This is a genomic window from Koromonas soli, assembly GCF_059726265.1.
Genome location: NZ_AP040872.1, coordinates 3,701,171 through 3,721,291 on the forward strand (window position 1 = coordinate 3,701,171; position 20,121 = coordinate 3,721,291).

A 20,121-nucleotide genomic window follows, 5' to 3' on the forward strand; every position below is an offset into this window, starting at 1 on the left:
GCATGCACCGCCTCCGCTTAGATTTCCTCTCAGCTCGAAGTTGAATTTTGAATCACGTTGGATGGAGGAATCAGTTGAAACGAAGCATGCGTAGCTTGATTGTCAGCACGACCGCAACGTTGTTGTTCGTTCTGATCGTCTCGTCGATGGCTTTGGCCCAGGCGAATGCAACCATACCTCCGGGCGCAAACACGACCGACCCGAGCGCACCCTGGTACATCGACACGACCTTCATGGACTTGAGTACCCAGCCGCCTACACGTCACGCGGTCCTCAACGCCACGCCGAATCCGATCTATCCCCCGGCGACAGTGCTGCCGGACACAGTTCTGCCCTCCCCGACTGACAAGGGCAATTTCGTCATCGGACCCACGCACCTGCCTGCTCCTGAAAACACCATTTATCCGCAGGTGCCCGCAGAAAAAATTGTGACGTTTACCATGACATCCGCTGACAGCCTGATTTACAAGCCGGGACTGTATCGCGATGAAGCCTCTCGCGATGCGGCGGTATGGCCGGGGCAGACGTTTCCTGATGACCCCTCGAACATGATCGTTCCAGCCAGCCATCCAGGAACATGGACGCGCACGATTCACGTGTATATTCCTCCGCATCTCGACAATCCTGCGGATGCAAGGTTCCTCGTGGTGCTGGATGCGGCGAGTTACTTTGCGAGGGTCCAGCCAGTCGTCAACAACATGATTTACGAGCGCAAGATTCCGCCGATGATCGTGGTCGGCATCGACAACGGAGGTCAGGACGCACAGGGCAGCCAGCGTGGATTTGAATACGATTCGGTGAATGGCACGATGGCCCAGTGGATTGAAACCGAAGTGCTTCCTCTCGTGGAACAGAATGCACACGTGCGGTTGACGAAGAATCCCAGCCGCCGGGTGGTGTTTGGGATTAGCTCGAGCGGCGTGGCGGCCTGGACCATGGCTTGGTTCCGCCCTGACCTTTACAACCAGATCATCGCTTATTCGCCGACCTTCGTGAATCAGCAATGGCCGCATAATACCGCGCTGCGCGGAGGTGCGTGGGAGTATCACTCCATATGGCCGGGTCCGCTGGATCAGAGACAGGCAAACGTTGGCTCGCCGTTGATTCCGAATAGCCCGACGAAGCCCATCTCGATGTGGTTCGAATGTGGTGATCGGGATTTGTTCTACTACTCTGCCTCAATGGCAGATGGTATGCACGACTGGACGCTGGCGAACGAGAATCTGTCTCGCGTGCTTGCGGAGAAGAATTACGATTACCAGTTCATCTTCTCTGAGAACGCCGGCCACGTTGACGGCCCGACGATGCTGCAGACATTGCCACTCGCTCTGGAGTGGATCTGGGGTGACAGTCGCAGTCATGCAGCGAACTCGGAAAACCACTAAACACGATCAAACAGTGGCGACCGAAGTTGCCCACGAGCGTCGGGGAAATCTCCTCGGCGCTCGTGGTTTGTTTATGCCGCTTTTCGGTAAACTCCTGGAGAAACATTTGTCATGCGGCGAAAGGTGTTGGAGAAATGGCTCTGATCTGAAAAGCCGCAACGCAAAGCGACCTCTGAGAGTGGAACCGCAGAATCTCTAAGCAGCGACTTTGCCAACTCGGTGCGCTCGCGGAGGATGTATTGGTGTGGCGCGATGCCGGTTTCCTGCTTGAACCAACGAATGAACTGGTGCTCTTCAAGTTGGGCGATCTGTGCGAGATCGTGAAGCGATACATCAGCTTGAAGGTGCTCTTTGATGTACTCAAAAACGAGGCTTAGCAGACCTGGCGAGTCGGGAACCTCCTCGTCCGGAACCTGGTCGGCATCGCTCCATACGCGTGCGAGGTGTGTGGCGATAGCAACGCCAAGGCTCTCTCCGTAGAGCGGGCCAAGGGGATTGCCGAGGCGGAGATCCTCTTCCAAGGCGAAGAGGGCTTGTGAAATGAAACCGTCCCTCAGGTTGAATAGTTGTCGTAGTTCGAGACGCCGGTATGCAGCTGTGGCTACCAGTTCCGGAGCGATCTCAAGCAGTAGAACATCTTTAGGACAATGCCATCGAACCGCATACGGCATACGTGCAGGCCAGAGTTGGACTGCACCTTTCATGGCGTGTCTGGGGTACCAACCGTGACCAGGACGGTAAACCTCGTAGGTAAACAAGTGATTTGGATAAAATGCGATGACATGCCGAAGGAGGTAGCCTTCCGGAAGCTCGCCCGGCTCGTCGAAACGATGTTCCAGGCGAATGCCACACCAACGATCAGAACTCGAGAGCTGGATGGATTCTGGGCGAAGACCGCAACGTCTTCCGGTGGCTAGGTTCACGCGCTCGATGATCCCTGTTCGGGGCATCAGGCCTCCCTTGAATACATGCTTCCGCTGAACCGAAGAGATGGAAGCAGACGCACCAAACTATGAGCGTTCATGGTTCTTTAAAGTTGCACAAAGTTTTGTTGCGGTGAGCTGGATTCGCGTGTTTAGCACTTATGCGCTAAGGGTATAAGATTTCGATACGAAGCGCGCCGTAATAGCCTCCCCAAATTGCGGTGAGCAGCAGGAATGCTCGACGGCGCACATGCATCGTGTGATCACACTTAGGGGTGAGCATTTACGTGTCGCTGTTTTAGCTTATGCTGTGAGCCAGCCTGCGGCCTCACGGACGGCGAAAGCTCATTCGACGTGTGGGCGTGTTGCTGCTGCGGCGCCGCAATTATCAAGAAGAAGCAGCAGCAGCTAGGGCTGAGGTATGATGGAGCGCATATGAGCATTACTAGCAAAATTCAGGCTGATATCGTTGTGGCAATGAAGGCGCGGGAGGAGTTGCGCCTCTCTACTTTGCGCATGGTGAAGGCCGCGCTGAAGAACAAGGAAATCGAGAAGCGTTCGGCGCTCGATGAAAAGGAAGAGATGCAGGTGCTCGCGACGCTGATCAAGCAGCGTCACGATGCGGCCGACGCTTTCACCAAGGGCAACCGTCCGGAGCTGGCGGCAAAAGAGCTGGAGGAGATCGCATTCATCGAGGGGTATCTGCCGAAGGCTGTGGGCGCGGAAGAGATCGACGCTGCAGTGAAGGCAGTGATCGCCGAGATGGGCTCGCCGACGATGAAGGACATGGGAACGGTAATGAAGAATGTAATGGCTCGCTTCGCTGGCGCACGCGTCGAGGGTAAGCAGGTGAGCGAAGCTGTTAAGAAGGCGCTCTCAGCTTAATCTCAAAATCTCTCGTCGAAAGCAAAACGCGAGCCGAGCTGGCTCGCGCTTGTTATTAAAGAACAGTGTCTACCGGGCGCGGCGCACGATGACAAAGACGCCGTCGGGAAACTTCTCGCCGGTGAACTCGACAACTCCGTCGCGCACAAAGCCTCGAAGCTCCTTGATGGCGTCGCGCTCGACTGGAGGCTTGGCGTAGGCATCTGCGCGGTCGAGTGTCTTGCGTCCCATTCCGCGATCCATCGCCTCGTTGGCCAGACGGTCGGCGTCTTTGTTGAGATGGCGCAGGACGTGGCGGATTTCAAATCGATCAAGTTTGCGGATGAGCGAGCGGGCTTCGTTGTAGATGGCGAGCAAGGCTTCACTGCGGACCTTGTACTGACCCTTGATCTGCTTGACCAGCAACTCGGAGTCGCTGATCACTTTCACGGTTCCGTAGCCGTGCTCGACTGCGTATTCGAGTGCCGCGATCAGTCCGGAGTATTCAGCGAAGTTGTTGGTCTGCACGCCGAGGAAATCGCTGAGTTCCGCAACACGCTTCCCTTCGCTATCGGTAATGAAAGCACCATACCCGGCAGGTCCGGGGTTGCCGCGCGAGCCGCCATCGATGTGGGCCACCATCACTTTGCTGCCGGACGCGGGAGCAGCGTCCGGGGTATCGAAAAGTCCATATGCCATAGCGCGAGTGTAACGCAAGGGGATAGCTATCCTGTTGAGGAAAACTGCAAACGCGGGCTTGTTCTATCTGCCTTCGTCGAGGCGAAGCGCAAGCATCTGTGGCAAGCCGGCTTGCAGGATACGCTCCTGGGCACGGGCGATTTCGTATGCAACGCGGTAGAAATGCACTTCGTGGAGATCGCTATCATACAGCGCAAAAGCGGCACGCCGGTCGCGGTCACGCGGTTGCCCAACTGAGCCGGGATTCACAAGGTAATTGCGCGTGACGTCGAGTTGGATGCGAGAGACCTGGGTCCGTCCTGAGCCATTGACGCGTTCCAGCGTAAGCAATTCTGTCATGCCCGTCAGCTTGGCATATGCGCACTGCACATGAGTGTGTCCGAAGAAGGTCAGGTGGAAGGGAGAGTTCGCAAGGACATCGGCGGCGGTAAAGGGTGAAGCGATGTAATCGTCTTCTTCAAGCGGGGAGCCATGCACATAACGCACGCCGTTAAGATCGGCGTCGTGCAGGGGGCCGCTGGGGAGCGCGCGCAGCCATTGGATGTTGGCCTCGCTCAACTCGTTTCGGGTCCAATTTACCGCACTGGCGGCGACAGGATTGAAGTTGGAGATGTCCTCCAGTCCGCAGCAGGAGCGGTCATGATTGCCGCGAATGCTCACGGCATCCATGGTGCGGACAGCGCTGATCACCTGGTTTGGGCTCGCACCATAACCCACGACATCGCCGAGATTGACGACGCGATCGTACTCTGGAGCCGCATCAAGGCAGGCTTCGAGGGCCTCAAGGTTCCCGTGAATGTCGCTCAGCAGTAGTATCCGCACGACGCGACATTATAGACGGGCTGCTCGTCTTGGCGAGTCAGAATTCATTCGATGTGGAATTCTGAGTGGCAATTCTGACTGGAATGGGTAGAGTATGGCTATGCCTTCCCGCTCACAATCGGTGTTCCTGATTCTGTTTGCGTTCCTGCTGTCTGCCGCTATTTCCGTTGGTCAGGCGGCATCTGCTGCTTCGCCCTTGCCTGATCCAGCAGCTTACGTCGGCAACCAGTTCGGGACGAGTTTCAAGGTCGATCCTAAGGTGCCGCCTATGTTCGGCGACCTTGATGGGGATGGCAACGAAGATATCGTGCTGGTGGGCACCAGCAACACACCTTTGCTTTCGCAAGAGGAGTTTCGATTCAAGGTAGAGGACCCCTACGACGCATATTACGGCACAGGAGATCCACGCATCACCTCGCAGTTTGGACTGCACTTTGATGGATCCTCGCGTTGCATCCTGATTGTCTTGGGATGGCGATTGGGTTCGGATGCGAAACCAAAGACCAAGCAGATTTCGAAGTTTGTTCTCATAAATACGCCTTTCGAGCGGCTGAGCTTGGTCAGCCTGCGACTCAAGAAGAAGCACCTGCAGGCGATTGAGGCAGTGGATCGCACGACGCTACACGCACTGCTCTTCTGGAATGGGCGGCGCTGGCGCTGGCGCGCCGAGGGGATGGAAGGCGACGAAACGCTGTTCAAAATGCCATCGGAAAAGTAATGCTGTCGGCGCCAGGTATTCTCTGGCTATAATGCCCGGTCATGAATATCGAGCAGAAACTGGCAAAACTAAAAGAGCGCGATGAACTAGCCGAAGCCGGCGGTGGTGCCGAGCGGCGCGCGCGCGAACACAAGCTTGGCAAGATGACGGCCCGCGAGCGTATCGAGTTCCTGCTCGACGAAGGCACGTTTGAAGAGACAGACAAGTTCGTCACCCACCGCACAACCGAGTTCGGAATGGGCGAGCAGGTCGTGCTTGGTGACGGTTTCGTCACCGGCTACGGACGAATCGAAGGGCGGCTGGTGTTTGTGTTTGCCCAGGACTTCACTGTCTTCGGCGGCTCTCTTTCAGAGACGAACGCGGCGAAGATCGTGAAGATCATGGACCAGGCAGCGCGTGTCGGCGCGCCGGTCATTGGACTTAACGATTCGGGTGGGGCACGCATTCAGGAAGGTGTGCGATCGCTGGCCGGATACGCGGACATCTTTTTGCGCAACGTTCTCTCGTCGGGAGTCGTTCCACAGATCTCGGCCATTATGGGCCCGTGTGCGGGCGGTGCGGTGTACTCTCCGGCGATGACCGACTTCATCCTCATGGTTGAGAAGACAGCCTACATGTTCATCACGGGGCCGGAGGTCATCAAGGCGGTGACGCATGAGGAAGTCAGCAAAGATGATCTGGGCGGGGCAACGACGCACAACACAAAGTCCGGCGTGGCGCACTTCCTGGCGCACGATGACGCCGAGTGCCTGTCGATGATTCGCGAGCTGCTCAGCTTCATGCCCTCGAACAATCTCGAAGAGCCTCCGCGCAAGTCGACGAACGATCCGGTCGATCGCACGGATGAAAAGCTCGACACCGTTGTGCCTGCCGAGAGCAATCTGCCGTACGACATCAAGGAGATCATCCACAGCGTCGTCGATGAAGAATACTTCTTCGAGGTGCAGGAGCACTTTGCCAAGAACATTGTCATCGGCTTTGCGCGGTTTAATGGACGCTCGGTCGGCATCGTGGCGAACCAGCCCAATTGTCTTGCTGGCGTGCTCGATATTTCGAGTTCGATCAAGGCGGCGCGATTTGTGCGCTTCTGCGACTGCTTCAACATTCCGCTGGTGACGTTTGAGGATGTGCCGGGCTTCCTGCCGGGTGTTCAGCAGGAGCATGGCGCGATCATTATGCATGGCGCGAAGCTGCTCTATGCCTTTGCGGAAGCAACGGTGCCGAAGGTCACGGTCATTACCCGCAAGGCATACGGCGGAGCGTACTGCGTTATGAGTTCCAAGCACATTCGCGGTGACGTGAACTATGCGTGGCCAACGGCTGAAATCGCGGTGATGGGACCGGCTGGAGCCGTGAACATCGTATATCGCCGCGAACTCGACCGCGCAGCCAAAGAAGGCGTGGATGGCCTCGTGGGCGAGGCTGCGTTCAGCAAGGTGCGCGACGAGAAGATCGAAGAATTCCGCGAGCGGTTTGCGAATCCTTATATCGCCGCCGAACGGGGCTACATCGATGCCGTGATTCGTCCGCGTGATACACGCAAGAAGATCATTCAGGCCTTGGAGATGCTGGACGGAAAGCGCGACAAGAATCCTGCGAAGAAGCACGGCAACATTCCCCTGTAGCTTTTTCGAGGTTGGGTCGAAGAGCATCTAACGACCATGCACTCAGCGCCCTTGCTTGTATTCGACGGAGACTGCGCGTTCTGCAATCGCGGCGTGCAGTTTGTCCTTGCTCACGAGCGCCGCTCCGATCTGCTGTTCGTTCGTCGTGATTCTCCGCTTGGCCTCAGCCTGCGCCGCAAATTCAAGCTCGAGCAGGTGGAGTCGCTGTTGTGGATCGAAAACGACAGCGCTCATATCGAATTCGAGGCAGTGATTCGTACTGCGGCTTACCTCGGAGGGATCTATGCGGGGCTCGCTTCACTGGCGCGTTTACTCCCTCGGCGATTGCTCAACGCGGCATATCGAACGTTTGCCCGCATTCGCAAGCGCGTGTTCGGAAGCCCTCGAAAATGCCTGTTGCTGACGCCTGCGCAGCAGAGTCGGTTTCTGGAGTCGGAAACCGAGGCGGTGGCCTAAGCGTCGTGAGTTCCGGTTCCGAGAGGCTGCGCGTGTAAAATCATAGATGTATGCACAGCCTTCCTCTACCCATAGCGGCGTTTCTTGCCGGAGTGCTTTCATTTCTTTCGCCATGCGTCCTTCCATTGGTTCCCGGATATGTGTCCCTTATTTCGGGAGCGAGTGTCGAAACGTTGCAGGAAGCTGATCGCAAGCTGTTGCGCACGGTGATGCTGAATTCGCTGTGCTTCATCCTTGGCTTCAGCGTGGTCTTCATTTCACTGGGCGCGGTGGCCACCAGCGTCGGACAGCTCACGCAGCAGTATCATCGTCCCCTGGCAGTTTTTGCCGGAGTGGTCATTATCATCTTCGGGCTGCACCTGACGGGCATTTTCAAGATCAACGCGCTTTACTCGGACAAGCGGCTGCACAGCGTTAAAGGCGGTTCGAGCCCACTCGGCTCGTTCCTGATTGGTTTTGCCTTTGCCTTTGGATGGACGCCCTGCATTGGACCGATTCTGGCCGGAATTCTTCTACTGGCGGGCTCTCAGGATACGGTTATGAAGGGGATCGTTCTGCTGGCGGTGTATTCCGCAGGATTGGCAGTACCGTTCCTGCTGACATCGCTCGGTGTGAATCGCTTTCTCGGGTTCTATGCCCGTTTCCGGCGGCATCTGCATGCGGTCGAGGTGTTGAGCGGAGCGCTGCTGATTGTTTTTGGATTGCTGATTGCGCTGGGCCGCTTCACGATGCTGTCGGGCTATCTGGGCTTCCTGAATCGCTTCTCTTTGTAGGTCATCTGTATTAGTGTGTGCGGATTAACGTTCGCGGGTAGCATGGAGAATTTGTGAAGCGCAGGATCATCCTCTTCGCAGTCATGGTCGTAGTTATCGCGGGATTGCTGGCGATGGCCCGCTTCCGCGGAAGCTTTGCTCCGGCTCGCAACAATGTGGTTGCCAAGGGAAAGAGCGCTCCTGATTTTGTGCTTACCGATCTTCAGGGACACAACGTTAAGCTGAGCGACCTGCGGGGGAAGGCCGTGGTGCTCAACTTCTGGGCGACATGGTGCCCGCCGTGCAAGCAGGAGATCCCCTGGTTTGTCGATCTCCAGAAGCGATATGGCGCGCAGGGATTGCAGGTGGTTGGCGTATCGATGGACGACGATGCGGACCAGAAGGAAGTGCAGAAGTTCGCCACTGAAAATGCCATTAACTACCCGGTTTTGCTGGGCAAGGAAGCGGTTGCGCAGCAGTATGGCGGCATCGATTACCTGCCTACCACGTTCTACATCGACCGCAATGGAGTTGTAATGGATCGCGTGTTTGGCCAGCCGGGACGCGACGAGATTGAGCAGAACGTGAAGCGCGCGATCGCTACCCACCCACGCTCCTGAGCTTTGCATAGAACTGAGTGCTGGTAAACTGTAGCTTCAGCTATGAAGCTCTTATCGCGTGTAGTTCTGTCGCTCTCTATATTGTTCTGTGCCGCCGCTGCGCTGGCGCAAGGCTCATCACCGGTTGTCGCCGTGCTCCCCATCGATACAGTTGTGGTCACGCGCGGACACAAAACTGCGATGCGCGTTCCACTGCAGGTCAATCGCGGATTCCACGTTAACTCCAATAAGCCGAACGATGAGTTGTTGCTGCCCACGGTGGTTCATTTCAACCCGCCTGACGGCATTATGATTATGAACATTCAATACCCCGCGGGAGAGCAGCTCTCACTGCCGTTTATGGGCAGCGAAAAGCTCAGCGTGTACTCGGGCAGCTTCGCCGTGAATGCCGAGGCGCGTGTGCCCGCCAACTTTGCGCCGGGGACGTATCGCATCCACGGCGAAGTGAAGTACCAGGCCTGCGACAACCGCCAGTGCTTCCCGCCGAAGTCAGTGCCGCTCGAGTTCGACATCAAAGTAGTGAAGGCGCCGACGAAGAAATCCACCTTCACTCCCGCCAGCCCCCACGTTCGCTAGTGCCGAGGCGCTAGCGAACGTGGGCCATCGTCGGCTGCCGCTCGCCAAACTCGATTCGCGTCCCTAGCACTTTAAGGAAAGCTGCAAGCCAGGCTGGGTGTGCCGGCCACGCTGGAGCCGTCACAAGGTTCCCATCCACCATGACGTCGTCCACCTGTATGTCGGCATAGGTGCCGCCCGCGGCTGAAACGTCCGGTCCCACGGCGGGATAACAACTGCAAGCTCTGCCGTTGAGCACTCCGGCCGCGGCAAGGATCTGCGGGCCGTGGCAGATGGCGGCAATGGGTTTCGACGCAGAAGCGAAGTGTTGCACGACTTCGAGCACCTGGGGATTGAGCCGCAGATATTCAGGCGCGCGCCCGCCGGGGATCACCAGTGCGTCGTAGTCTTCGGCCTTCGTCTTCGCGAAATCCGCGTTGACGACGAAATTATGTCCACGTTTTTCGCTGTAGGTCTGGTCGCCCTCAAAGTCGTGGATAGCGGTGCGCACAATGTCTCCGGACTTCTTTCCCGGACACACTGCATGAACGGTATGCCCCACCATCTGTAATGCCTGGAACGGGACCATTACTTCGTAGTCTTCAACATAGTCTCCTACGAGCATCAGAATCTTCTTCGCCATAGCGAAACTCCTGGTTCAAAATGACGTAGATAGCTTAGCTCTGTTTCAGCTTGCACGCACAGCACAGGGTCCGGCCCTCGCCTGTCACATTCCCGAACTGCTCGCCTCTGCTAACATCGTCTTCATGGCGTCCGAAAACTCAGGCAAAGTGCGAGTTCGCTTTGCTCCGTCTCCCACCGGTCAGGTCCACGTCGGCAACGCGCGAACCGCACTCTTCAATTGGCTCTTTGCTCGCCAGCAGGGCGGCACGTTTATCCTGCGCATCGAGGATACGGATCTCGATCGCAGCGAAGCGCGCTATGAAACGCAGCTCATCGAGGACATCAAATGGCTTGGCCTCGATTGGGACGAAGGGCCGGATGTCGGCGGGCCTTATCCTCCCTATCGCCAGAGCGACAAGTGGCAAACCTATCGCGATTATGCTGAACGCCTGGTGAGCGAAGGCAAGGCGTATCGCTGTTTCTGCACGCAGGAGGAGCTTGAGCGCCAGCGCGAGCAGGCCATGGCTCAACACCTGCAGCCCAACTATCCAGGCACCTGCCGCAACCTGTCACCGGAAGAGTCCGAACGGCGCCGCGCCGCTGGAGAGCCCTGCGCCATCCGCTTGAAGATTCCCGAGAAGCCGATTCGCTTCCACGACATTGTGCGCGGCTGGGTGGAGTTCTCGAATGAAGTAGTCAGCGACCCCATCATCCTCCGTTCCACGGGTGTACCCGTGTACAACTACGTCGTGGTGATTGATGACGCGGAAATGAAGATCACCCACGTCATTCGCGGCGACGATCATCTGTCGAACACACCGAAGCAGGTTGCACTCTACGAAGCCCTCGGTTGGGAGGTGCCGGAATTCGCGCATCTATCGACGATTCTCGGCCCCGATAAGGAGCGGCTCTCGAAACGTCACGGCGCGACATCGCTGGCAAACTTCCGTGAGATGGGCGTGCTCCCAGAAGCGCTGATGAACTATATGGCGCTGCTCGGCTGGGCTCCCACGGGAGGCGATCGCGAAATCTTCTCGCCGAATGAACTTGTGCAGGAGTTCGATCTCACGCGGGTTACACCATCGCCTGCCGTGTTCGATTTTGAAAAGCTGTATTGGCTAAATCGTCATTATGTGAAGCAGGCTGCACCGGAGCGCATTGCCGCGCTGGCTGAGCCTTTCTATAAGCGCGCTCTCGGCATCGAGGAACTGACGCCGGAGGTCAAGGCATGGCTCGCGCGCATTACGGCGTCATTTGCGCATTCGGTGAACAAGCTGGATGAACTTCCCGAGCGAGCTTCGGCCGTTCTGCATTTCGATGCTGCGGCAGCCAAAGCCAACGCGGAGAACGCCGCTATTCTCGGGTCTGAAACGACGCCGAAAGTATTGGAGGCGTTCACGGCTAAGATCGATGCCGAGGCGGAACCCATCGCAGCCGATAGATTCAAGGCGATCATCAAGGAAGTGCAGAAGGAAGCGGGCGTGAAAGGTCCGGCGCTGTTTCATCCCATCCGCATCATGCTTACCGGAGCACAGTCAGGACCGGAGTTCGACAAGATTGTGCCGCTGATGGAGGAGGGCGCGAAACTGCCTCTTCCAAAACCCGTGCCGAGCGTTAAGCAGCGCGTACACGCGTTCCGGCAACTGGCCGCAAATCGGTAAACCCACGGCGGATGCGCGGCTTTTTGTCGGCGCGTCCGCCTGTTTCTCCCGCCCGTTTTGCTTTACATTCCATCTACTCAGCCTCATACTTTCCACACTGAACAACGGTTCACAAACGATGAGCACGTTATTTCGAAGTGTGTTTACTGCAGCCCTCCTGCTGATTGCATTGGGGCTGCTGACCGAAGCCTTCCACCTCATGAACCAGCCCAGCGATAGGTTGCTCGCGGGCGGAATCGCCATGGTACTGGGATTGGTGCTCGCCGTCCCCACGGCCCTACACGTTCTCTGGAGCAAGCTGCGATGACAATTCTCAAGGGCAACTATCAAGACAGCGAAACGAATATTCTGAACCGCATCTCCGGAGGCAAAGTCCTTCGCCTGGTGGTGGTCGCGGTTGTGCTCATCATTGGGTGGGTGATTCTCACCAACATTGTGAGCGTCACGCGTATTGATGCTGGACACGAAGGTATCGAGATCAACCTCGCAGGAAGTCAGCGCGGCGCGTCCGACATTCCGATCCGCACCGGATGGGTGTTTTATAGTCCGCTCAAAAGCCAGGTGCTCCAGTTCCCGACTTACGTGCAGACGGTGAAGTGGACGCGCAATCCCAATGAGGGGCGCGCGGTGAACGAGGAGATGGGCTTTAACTCGAAGGAAGGGATGGAGATCTTCTCGGACGTCTCGCTGTCGTATGCAATTGAGCCGGGCAAGGTGCCCGAGTTCTATGTGAAGTACCGCATCAATAACCTTGAGAACTTCACACACGGAATTCTGCGTGACATCGTGCGCAACTCTCTGAATGAAGTCGCCTCGACGTATTCGGTCGAAGACATCTACGGCGAAAAGAAAGGCGAGTTCCTGAAGAAAGTTGAGCTGATGATCGAAAGCAAGGTCGCGCCGGTCGGAGTGAGTGTGCAGCAGTTCGGCTTTATCGGTGCGCCGCGTGTGCCCACTGTCATCGCGAACTCAATCACGGCGAAGGCACAGGCCATTCAGGAAGCAGAGCGCGCGAAGAATGAGCTGGCCACGACACAGGCCGAAGCGGCGAAGAAGATCGCCGAAGCCGAAGGCGATGCTAAGTCGCAGGTGCTGCGCGCGCAGGGTGAAGCCGATGCCAACCATATTCGCCAGAGCTCGCTGACGGCGCAGTTGCTTGAGTTGCGGCGACTCGAAAATCAGCGCGCGTTAATTGATCGCTGGAACGGTCAGCTTCCGACGGTCGAGGCAGGACAAGGCGGCATTATGCTGCAGATGCCGAAACCGTAAATCACGCCTGGAGCACAAGGAAAAGCGCCGCGCACCACGCGCGACGCTTTCTTGTTTGTGCTGACGGCTTACGCTGCTCGTTTGAACTGATCACGCCAGTTGCGTACGCGGTCATGCGCGGCAATCACACTCTGGCACTGGCGCTCGACGATGGAGCGGATATCTCCGGGCAGTCCCGCGTTGAGTGCGTCCTGGAAATGCTTCTTTGCGTTGTCCTCGCCGGATTCTACCGATTCAAGGATGGTTGCATCACCGCCTCCGAGCTTCTCCTTGAGAGAAAACCAAGCGCGATGCAAACGGTTGGAGATGCTGGGGCTGCGGTCGGGATCTTTTTCTCCGAGCCGCTGTACACAGTTCTCCAGCTCTCCCGAGAATTGCGCACGCTCGAGTGATTGCCGGTTGAAGAAGTCTTTCAGCTCTGCGCTTTTGCAATGCTCTGCGGCATCACGATATCCCTCCTGCCCATCTCGGCAGGTCTCAATCAGAGTTTCCAGAACGTCAATTGTGTTTTTGGCCATTGTGCGGTCTCATCCCTTTCTTTGGTGAATCTCGCGTTCTGTTCCAACCATGGGATGTCGCCTCTGTTGCGAGGTTTGCTACGCCAGTGCTCGATTCCGGCAGACTTGATTTGTGGTTCAATAATTGGCATGAGTAAGACCAATGCCTGCCGCATCTTGGACTCCCTTGGCATTCACTACGAGCTGCGCGAATATGAAGTCGATCCTGACGATCTATCGGCTGAAAATGTGGCCGCCAAGGTTGGGTTTCCTGCCGAGCAGGTATTCAAAACGCTAGCTGTTCGCGGCGATCGCAATGGAGTAGCTGTCGCGGTTATCCCTGGAAATTACGAACTCGACTTTAAGGCTCTGGCGCAGCTCACAGGCGACCGCAGGGTTGAGATGATTCCGTTGAAGGAAGTGCAGAGTGTCACGGGATACATTCGCGGCGGCGTGACCGCGCTTGGCATGAAAAAGGACTACACGGTATTTGCAGACGAGACCATTGAGCTTTGGGACACAATCAGCGTTTCAGCCGGACATCGCGGATTGCAGATCATCATCGCGCCCGCTGACTACCTGCGTGCGACGGGCGCGACGGTTGGTGATATTTCGCGCGAGAAGCAGTAGAGCAGAAACACTGAGAGGCATCACTTCCGCGTCTTGAGATAGCGATCAATCCTCTGCTGCCACTCCGAGCCGTTGTTGCGGTCCCGCTCTCCGAGTTGCCGCACATGATCGTTGGCGCCGGGCGATAGCGCTGTTCGCGTGTAGGTCACATCCGCTTTGGTTGTGCTGGCGTCCACCGGTGTGAAGTGAACGTCGATCACCGTGACCATCGTGTCGGGAACGAAGTACACGTACTGGAAATGTCGCCCTTCAACATCACGCAGCGAGTTCACCCACGTGCTCTGGCGTTCTCCATGACGGACGGTGAACACCGCGCTTTCGACGTCCTGCTCAGGTCGTGGGTAGAGGAACTGCGGGTTCCACTCGTCGCCCGCCCAGGCACGCTCACCCACTGGACTGAAGAGAGTCGCAGTGTCCGCGTAGGAGGCTTTCACTATCACCGCGAAGCTGTTGCGCACACGCGCTACGGAGTTCCCTGCGTCGTTTGATTGTGCGCACAGCATCGTGGTCAGCAACATGGCGGTTGCGATCATGGCGAAACGTATCATCGCCACCTCCCCGCTAAGCCTTGCGGCTCCACTGCCGGATGCGCGTGATCTCCTCGGGCGCGATCTGCAGGTATTCGAGGAATTTCTGGTGCTCGTCGGCGGCCTGCTGTTCAAACTGCATGTGCCAGCGCCGCATGTCTTCTTCGCTGAACCCGGCAGAGTGCAGAATTGCAACCCATTTATCTTTGGTCATCGCGGTAGTTCTCCATGTGCCATCCTCGGCCTGTAATAGCCGGGAAATGGCGATCTGATGTCCGCGAAGCGTTTCGATCTCCTCGCCCAGTTCGATCAGCCTTCGCTTCAGCACCTCGGTAGCAGCGTTGGAAGGCTCGTCGAGAATCTGCTGGATGTCGCTCAACCGCAGGCCTGCGCTTCGATAGGCGCAGATGGTTCGCAGGCGGTTCAGTTGTTCTGTGCTGTACCGGCGGTAGTTGGCGTCGGTGCGGTTGGCTGGCCGCAGCAGTCCGAGCGACTCGTAATACAGCACGGTCGTGCGGCTCAGTCCGCAGAGTTTGCCGAGTTGGGAGACCGTTAGCATCGCAGCACCTCCACTCTCAACCCTTCAGCTTTAGACAGGTCAACAGAATTCTTGCGTTTGCATCAGCACTCGATTGTTACGCCGCGTGATTCAGCAGATTGCGCAGCGCAGGTTCAAGTTCAGGATCTTCAAACCTGAATCCTGCCTCCAGCAATCGTTTTGGGACGACCCGCTGGCTGGCGAGCACCATCTCCTCGGCCATCTCGCCTGCGATGGCCCGCAGCGCGAAGGCCGGTACTCGCAGCAGTGTCGGCCGGTGCAGTACACGCCCCAAGGTGCGGGTGAACTCTGCGTTGGTCACCGCGCCCGGAGCGGCTAGATTGCATGCGCCATGCACCTGCTCGTTCTCGACGGCAAACAGATATGCTGCCGCCGTGTCGCGCAGGCTGATCCAGCTCCACCACTGGAGTCCGGTGCCCAGCACGCCAGCCACTCCCCAGCGAAACGCGGGAAGCATCTGCGCCAATGCTCCGCCTTTGGTATCGAGCACAATCGCGGTGCGCATGTGAGCCACGCGGACGCCCGCCATGGCTGCCGGATGCGCTGCCTGCTCCCACTCGCGGCAAACTTCGGCCAGAAAGCCCAGCCCCGGTTCGCTCTCCTCTACGAGTTGATCGTCACCCCGGCTGCCGTAGTATCCACTGGCGGAACTGCTGATGAGCGCATGAGGGCGTCCGTTCTGCTGAAACGACTCGGCCACGGCAGCCGCGAGATGCGCGGTGCCTTCCACCCGGCTGCTGCGGATTTCGTTCTTGGACTGCTCGGTCCACACGGTTGCGACCGGTTTTCCCGCAAGATGGATGATCAGGTCGAATTCGGCAACCGATGCCGGATCGAGTTCGGCGGCGGGATTCCAGACGACGTCGCCGCGCTGGGCTTTTGTTTGATCGCGCACCAGGCGGCGGACCTTGTGTTGTTTCGCTTCCAGCAGAGCTGAGACGCTGCGTCCGATCAGTCCTGTGGCCCCACTGATAAGCACTTTCATGAGTTTACGGGCTCCTTCGAATCATTCTGCTTGCCTAGAGCATCCGATGCAACAGGAGCAGCTTCAAGATCGCGCACTTTGGCGCTACTAAGGGGTTACAAGCTAAAATCAGACATGGCGAGCATTCGCGAGCAGATCGCAACTAACGTTCTAACCGCGACAAGATATCGCGACCTGCTGAAGATTGCGCGCGCCAACCGGCCCAGCGACGATCTTGAGATCATCCGCCGTGCCTACGAATTCTCCCTCCAGCATCACAGCGGTCAATTGCGCGCCTCCGGCGAGCCCTATGTGGTGCATCCGCTCGAAGTGGCCATTCTGCTGGCCGAAATGAAGCTCGACACGACGGCCATTGCTGCCGGTCTGCTGCACGACTCGGTCGAAGACACGACGGTTACGACGGAAGAAATCCAGGAGCAGTTCGGCGATCAAGTGGCCCACATCGTCGAGGGCGTGACCAAAATCAGCAAGATTGATTTTGCCTCGCGCGAAGAGGCACAGGCCGAAAACGTTCGCAAGATGATGCTGGCCATGGTGGACGACATCCGCGTCGTGCTCATCAAGTTGGCCGACCGCCTGCACAACATGCGTACGCTCCAGCATCTCTCGCCCGAGCGGCAGGTGAAGATTGCCAAGGAAACCCTGGAAATCTATGCGCCTCTCGCGCACCGCCTCGGAATGGGCAAGGTTCGAGGCGAGCTTGAGGATCTCGCGTTCCCCTATGTTGATCCGCTCGGTTTCAAGATGGTTTCCGAGCAGGTGGAGGCGCTTCGCAAGAATGGCGAGCAGGCACTCGCTCGCATGGGCGAAACCATTCGCCTCAAGCTCCACGAGGCAAAGATCAACGTCGTTCGGGTGGACTCGCGCATCAAGCGCATGTACTCGATCTACCAGAAGGTTGTGAAGCAGAAGATCGCGCCCGACCAGATGTACGACCTGATGGCCCTGCGTGTGATCACCTACTCGGTCAATGATTGCTACGCGGTGCTCGGCATCATCCACAATGCGTGGCGGCCAGTCCCAGGGCGCATCAAGGACTTCATTGCAATGCCGCGACCCAATCTCTACCAGTCGCTGCACACGACGGTGATCGCCGAAGACGGCCATCCCTACGAGGTGCAGATCCGCACGGAAGAGATGCACAAGATGGCCGAGGAAGGCATCGCGGCGCACTGGAAGTACAAGGACGGCCCGATCTCCGCTCGCGACGAGCAGCGCCTGGCATGGCTGCGGCAGGTTGTGGAGTGGCAGACCGAGATGGCCGATCCGAGCGAATTCCTCTCGACGCTGAAGATCGACCTGTATCCGGAAGAGGTGTACACCTTTACGCCCAAGGGCAAGGTGGTGATCCTCCCGCGCGACGCTACGCCTATCGATTTTGCCTATACGGTACACACCGAGGTCGGGCATTCCTGCGTGGGTGCGAAGGTCAACGGGCGCATTGTGCCGCTGCGCTCCACCCTGCACTCGGGCGACATCGTGGAGATCATGACGCAGGCCGGGCACAATCCCAGCCGCGACTGGCTGGCCATCGTCAAGAGCTCACGTGCACGCCAGAAGATCAAGCACTGGCTCAATATTCACCAGCGCGAGCGTGCGATAGAAATCGGTCGCAAGCTGATCGAAAAAGAAGCGCGCAAATACCGCATCGCACTTAAGGAAATCAAGGACGCTGAGTTTTTGAAAGCTGCCTCCGACTACGGCGTCACCAAGGTTGACGACCTGATGGCCGGCATCGGCTATGGCAAGTATTCAGCGCGGTCGGTGCTTGCGAAGATCCTCCCCGGCAGCAACCTGCAGCCCGGCGAAGAACAGCAGGGGCTCGCCTCGGCCGTCAAGCGTGCGTTCGGCTCCGACAGCGCCGCGCTAACTGTGCGAGGTACGGACGACCTGCTCGTGTATCGTGCGCGATGTTGTAACCCGATTCGTGGCGAAGAGATCGTTGGCTACGTCACACGCGGCAAAGGCGTGGCCGTGCACAGCAAGAACTGCTCCAACGTACAGAACCTGATGTACGAACCTGAGCGCCGACTTGCGGTGGAGTGGTCTCACAAGGAGCCGCGCATTGCAGGCGCGCAACCGGCGTATCCAGTGAAACTGGTAGTAGCAAGCGATGACCGCCCCGGCATGATCACACAGGTTTCGGCAATTATCAGCGGCGAGGATGCGAACATCCGCCACATTGAGGCCAAGACTGGCGGACCGTACGCGACGATTGACATCATCTTTGAGACTCGCGATGTCAACCACCTCAACCGCATCATTACCGGAATTCGCCGCATCCCCGGCGTGCGCGATGTTGAGCGCGTCCAGAAACTGAACAACTGATCGCCGCATGTCCCACTACTCGAAACGAATCGCGACCCAACCTGTGACTGCGCCCGTGCGCAGCGAGGCCGTGGACGCGGCTTACATGACGCTACTGCGCACCCAACGTGCGCTCGTTGGATTGCTATTGGCCTGTGCCGTCCTCGGGTTTACTGTTTTTCGCGCCTCGGTGGACATGCTGCGCAACCGGGCTTTCTGGCCGATCATTCTCTCTACTTCGTTGCTGGCCTTTGTGTTTACCGTCCGCAACTCGATGGTGCTGCCGGCGCTTAGCGATATTCGCCGCAATCCGCGCGACAACGCAGCCGTCAATCGATGGAGCCGCTACACGCTCGTGATGTTGTCGCTCTGTGCCGCGGTCGGACTGATCGGATTTGCATTGCAATTGCTAGGTGCCGCCATGCCCATCGCACTCACGATGTACGCCATCGCTATCGCCTACCTGTTCCTGCTGCGGCCCATTAAGCCGTAGCTGCTTTTCGCGGATCGCCGCTTCAGCGCGCTAGAATGTTCCTTCCAACTTTATGGAGAACGAAATGCGCGAAGTGATCGCAACACAGAATGCCCCGCAAGCTATCGGCCCATATTCGCAGGCTATCCGCGCCAACGGTTTCATTTTCGTCAGCGGCCAGATTCCCGTCGATCCCGCAACCCAGCAGATTGTTGAAGGCGGCGTTGCTCAGCAGACAGAACGTGTGCTCAGGAATCTCGACGCCATTCTGACTGCGGCCGGCAGTTCGCTCCAGCGAGTGGTTCGCACCGGCGTTTTTCTCAAGGACATGGGTGAGTTTGCGGCCATGAACGAGGTTTACCAGCGTTTCTTTCCCCAGAACGCACCGGCTCGCTCCACCGTCGAAGTGGCCCGCCTGCCGAAGGATGTGCGCGTCGAAATCGACGTTGTCGCCTTGGCTGAGTAACCCGGCCACGCGCTCATCGCGCCAGTGGAACTTTTATCGCAGGGTACGCGTATCTCAAGCAGCATTGGGAGGCGGAATGATGCTCGCGAAGATGATTCCACTGGCAATGATTGCTGCGGTCATGGTGTCCACCGGTTGCACGGTGCAGACCAATAGTGCCAAAGGCAAAGAAGACGTACGCGTCGAAACTCCCATTGGGGGCGTAAAGGTGAAGACTGACGAATCGAAGGTGGTCGCCAGTATCGGCCTTCCGATCTATCCCGGGGCGACGCTGCTCAAGAAGGACAGTGACAAGTCTGCGGCCGACATTGACATGAGCGTGGGCTCCTATCGCCTGCGCGTGAAAGCCGTCAGCTATCACACGTCGGACTCGTCCGAAAAGGTTCTCACCTTTTACCGTAAGGAGCTTGCGCATTATGGTGAAGTCATCGAGTGCAAGGGCAAGCTCGCCATCGGCAAACCGACAAAGACCAGCGATGGCCTGACCTGCGGCGACGTTGACAATCAGATTTCGGTGAACGACGACGCTAGCAAGGGCGAAGTCGAACTGAAGGCTGGAAGCAAGCTTCACCAGCGAATTGTAGGCATCGAAAAGCAGTCGGACGGCACGAAGTTTGGCCTGGTTCTGGTTGATCTTCCCAGCGAACACAAGGAGAGCAACTGATCCTCAGACGTAATTCGGATCGGATGTTTGATTCGGAGTGA

General features: G+C 57.6%; 24 protein-coding genes. 16 read left to right on the forward strand and 8 right to left on the reverse strand.

What is annotated here, in order from left to right; all coding sequences use genetic code 11:
* Positions 1-86 precede the first annotated feature (86 nt).
* Entirely contained in the window at positions 87-1,385 is a 1,299-nt protein-coding gene (locus AC6IY8_RS16060; RefSeq protein WP_497775562.1) for an alpha/beta hydrolase, read from the forward strand.
* Between the two features lie 71 nt (positions 1,386-1,456).
* Here AC6IY8_RS16060 and AC6IY8_RS16065 read toward each other — a convergent pair whose 3' ends face one another.
* Entirely contained in the window at positions 1,457-2,335 is an 879-nt protein-coding gene (locus AC6IY8_RS16065) for a helix-turn-helix domain-containing protein (RefSeq protein ID WP_497775564.1), read from the reverse strand.
* A 408-nt stretch (positions 2,336-2,743) separates the two neighbouring features.
* Between AC6IY8_RS16065 and AC6IY8_RS16070 the strand changes: the two genes are divergently transcribed.
* Positions 2,744-3,193, forward strand: coding sequence for a GatB/YqeY domain-containing protein (locus tag AC6IY8_RS16070; RefSeq protein WP_497775566.1), 450 nt, complete (start codon positions 2,744-2,746; stop codon positions 3,191-3,193).
* A gap of 69 nt (positions 3,194-3,262) precedes the next feature.
* On the opposite strand, the gene AC6IY8_RS16075 is transcribed toward AC6IY8_RS16070, so the two are convergent.
* A complete protein-coding gene (locus AC6IY8_RS16075) occupies positions 3,263-3,889 on the reverse strand; it encodes a ribonuclease HI family protein (RefSeq protein ID WP_497775568.1) in 627 nt (208 codons plus the stop codon).
* 45 nt (positions 3,890-3,934) lie between these two features.
* Positions 3,935-4,693, reverse strand: coding sequence for a metallophosphoesterase family protein (locus AC6IY8_RS16080; protein ID WP_497775570.1), 759 nt, complete (start codon positions 4,691-4,693; stop codon positions 3,935-3,937).
* 100 nt (positions 4,694-4,793) lie between these two features.
* On the opposite strand from AC6IY8_RS16080, the gene AC6IY8_RS16085 reads away from it, so the two are divergent.
* Genes AC6IY8_RS16085 through AC6IY8_RS16110 form a run of 6 tightly spaced genes read left to right on the forward strand, consistent with a single transcriptional unit; the run spans position 4,794 to position 9,440 of the window.
* Positions 4,794-5,411, forward strand: coding sequence for a hypothetical protein (locus tag AC6IY8_RS16085; protein WP_497775572.1), 618 nt, complete (start codon positions 4,794-4,796; stop codon positions 5,409-5,411).
* A gap of 41 nt (positions 5,412-5,452) precedes the next feature.
* A complete protein-coding gene (locus tag AC6IY8_RS16090) occupies positions 5,453-7,036 on the forward strand; it encodes an acyl-CoA carboxylase subunit beta (protein WP_497775573.1) in 1,584 nt (527 codons plus the stop codon).
* A gap of 36 nt (positions 7,037-7,072) precedes the next feature.
* The gene (locus AC6IY8_RS16095) at positions 7,073-7,492 is read left to right on the forward strand and encodes a thiol-disulfide oxidoreductase DCC family protein (RefSeq protein ID WP_497775574.1); all 420 of its coding nucleotides are present in this window, start codon (positions 7,073-7,075) and stop codon (positions 7,490-7,492) included.
* Positions 7,493-7,542: 50 nt separating this feature from the next.
* The gene (locus tag AC6IY8_RS16100; protein WP_497775576.1) at positions 7,543-8,265 is read left to right on the forward strand and encodes a cytochrome c biogenesis CcdA family protein; all 723 of its coding nucleotides are present in this window, start codon (positions 7,543-7,545) and stop codon (positions 8,263-8,265) included.
* A 53-nt stretch (positions 8,266-8,318) separates the two neighbouring features.
* Positions 8,319-8,864 (forward strand): TlpA family protein disulfide reductase, encoded by a 546-nt coding sequence (locus tag AC6IY8_RS16105; protein WP_497775577.1) that lies wholly within the window; start codon positions 8,319-8,321, stop codon positions 8,862-8,864.
* 42 nt (positions 8,865-8,906) lie between these two features.
* Positions 8,907-9,440 (forward strand): protein-disulfide reductase DsbD domain-containing protein, encoded by a 534-nt coding sequence (locus tag AC6IY8_RS16110; RefSeq protein WP_497775579.1) that lies wholly within the window; start codon positions 8,907-8,909, stop codon positions 9,438-9,440.
* A 10-nt stretch (positions 9,441-9,450) separates the two neighbouring features.
* On the opposite strand, the gene AC6IY8_RS16115 is transcribed toward AC6IY8_RS16110, so the two are convergent.
* Complete coding sequence (locus AC6IY8_RS16115; RefSeq protein ID WP_497775580.1) at positions 9,451-10,062, reverse strand: DJ-1/PfpI family protein; 612 nt, start codon at positions 10,060-10,062, stop codon at positions 9,451-9,453.
* Between the two features lie 124 nt (positions 10,063-10,186).
* On the opposite strand from AC6IY8_RS16115, the gene gltX reads away from it, so the two are divergent.
* From gltX to AC6IY8_RS16130, 3 genes are all read left to right on the forward strand, one after another.
* On the forward strand, positions 10,187-11,704 hold the full coding sequence (gene gltX / locus AC6IY8_RS16120) for a glutamate--tRNA ligase (RefSeq protein ID WP_497775581.1): 1,518 nt from the start codon (positions 10,187-10,189) through the stop codon (positions 11,702-11,704).
* Positions 11,705-11,822: 118 nt separating this feature from the next.
* Positions 11,823-12,011 carry a hypothetical protein gene (locus AC6IY8_RS16125; protein ID WP_497775582.1) on the forward strand — a complete coding sequence of 63 codons (189 nt, stop codon included), beginning with the start codon at positions 11,823-11,825 and terminating at the stop codon, positions 12,009-12,011.
* Entirely contained in the window at positions 12,008-12,973 is a 966-nt protein-coding gene (locus tag AC6IY8_RS16130) for an SPFH domain-containing protein (protein ID WP_497775583.1), read from the forward strand. The genes AC6IY8_RS16125 and AC6IY8_RS16130 overlap by 4 nt, the downstream gene beginning before the upstream one ends.
* 68 nt (positions 12,974-13,041) lie before the next feature.
* Here AC6IY8_RS16130 and AC6IY8_RS16135 read toward each other — a convergent pair whose 3' ends face one another.
* A complete protein-coding gene (locus tag AC6IY8_RS16135; RefSeq protein WP_497775584.1) occupies positions 13,042-13,491 on the reverse strand; it encodes a PA2169 family four-helix-bundle protein in 450 nt (149 codons plus the stop codon).
* Positions 13,492-13,620: 129 nt separating this feature from the next.
* Here AC6IY8_RS16135 and ybaK point away from each other — a divergent pair, with 129 nt between their 5' ends.
* Positions 13,621-14,100 (forward strand): Cys-tRNA(Pro) deacylase, encoded by a 480-nt coding sequence (ybaK, locus tag AC6IY8_RS16140; RefSeq protein WP_497775585.1) that lies wholly within the window; start codon positions 13,621-13,623, stop codon positions 14,098-14,100.
* 20 nt (positions 14,101-14,120) lie between these two features.
* On the opposite strand, the gene AC6IY8_RS16145 is transcribed toward ybaK, so the two are convergent.
* From AC6IY8_RS16145 to AC6IY8_RS16155, 3 genes are all read right to left on the reverse strand, one after another.
* Entirely contained in the window at positions 14,121-14,648 is a 528-nt protein-coding gene (locus AC6IY8_RS16145) for a hypothetical protein (RefSeq protein WP_497775586.1), read from the reverse strand.
* A 13-nt stretch (positions 14,649-14,661) separates the two neighbouring features.
* Positions 14,662-15,186 carry a MerR family transcriptional regulator gene (locus tag AC6IY8_RS16150; RefSeq protein ID WP_497775588.1) on the reverse strand — a complete coding sequence of 175 codons (525 nt, stop codon included), beginning with the start codon at positions 15,184-15,186 and terminating at the stop codon, positions 14,662-14,664.
* 76 nt (positions 15,187-15,262) lie between these two features.
* Positions 15,263-16,171 (reverse strand): TIGR01777 family oxidoreductase, encoded by a 909-nt coding sequence (locus AC6IY8_RS16155; RefSeq protein ID WP_497775590.1) that lies wholly within the window; start codon positions 16,169-16,171, stop codon positions 15,263-15,265.
* A gap of 114 nt (positions 16,172-16,285) precedes the next feature.
* Between AC6IY8_RS16155 and AC6IY8_RS16160 the strand changes: the two genes are divergently transcribed.
* The 4 genes from AC6IY8_RS16160 to AC6IY8_RS16175 all read left to right on the forward strand — a co-directional run bounded on the left by AC6IY8_RS16160 (position 16,286) and on the right by AC6IY8_RS16175 (position 20,080).
* On the forward strand, positions 16,286-18,499 hold the full coding sequence (locus AC6IY8_RS16160; RefSeq protein ID WP_497775592.1) for a RelA/SpoT family protein: 2,214 nt from the start codon (positions 16,286-16,288) through the stop codon (positions 18,497-18,499).
* A 7-nt stretch (positions 18,500-18,506) separates the two neighbouring features.
* On the forward strand, positions 18,507-18,971 hold the full coding sequence (locus AC6IY8_RS16165; RefSeq protein ID WP_497775594.1) for a hypothetical protein: 465 nt from the start codon (positions 18,507-18,509) through the stop codon (positions 18,969-18,971).
* Between the two features lie 64 nt (positions 18,972-19,035).
* Positions 19,036-19,416: a RidA family protein gene (locus AC6IY8_RS16170; protein WP_497775595.1), complete on the forward strand. Its 381-nt coding sequence runs from the start codon at positions 19,036-19,038 to the stop codon at positions 19,414-19,416.
* A 76-nt stretch (positions 19,417-19,492) separates the two neighbouring features.
* On the forward strand, positions 19,493-20,080 hold the full coding sequence (locus tag AC6IY8_RS16175) for a hypothetical protein (protein WP_497775598.1): 588 nt from the start codon (positions 19,493-19,495) through the stop codon (positions 20,078-20,080).
* Positions 20,081-20,121 lie beyond the last annotated feature (41 nt).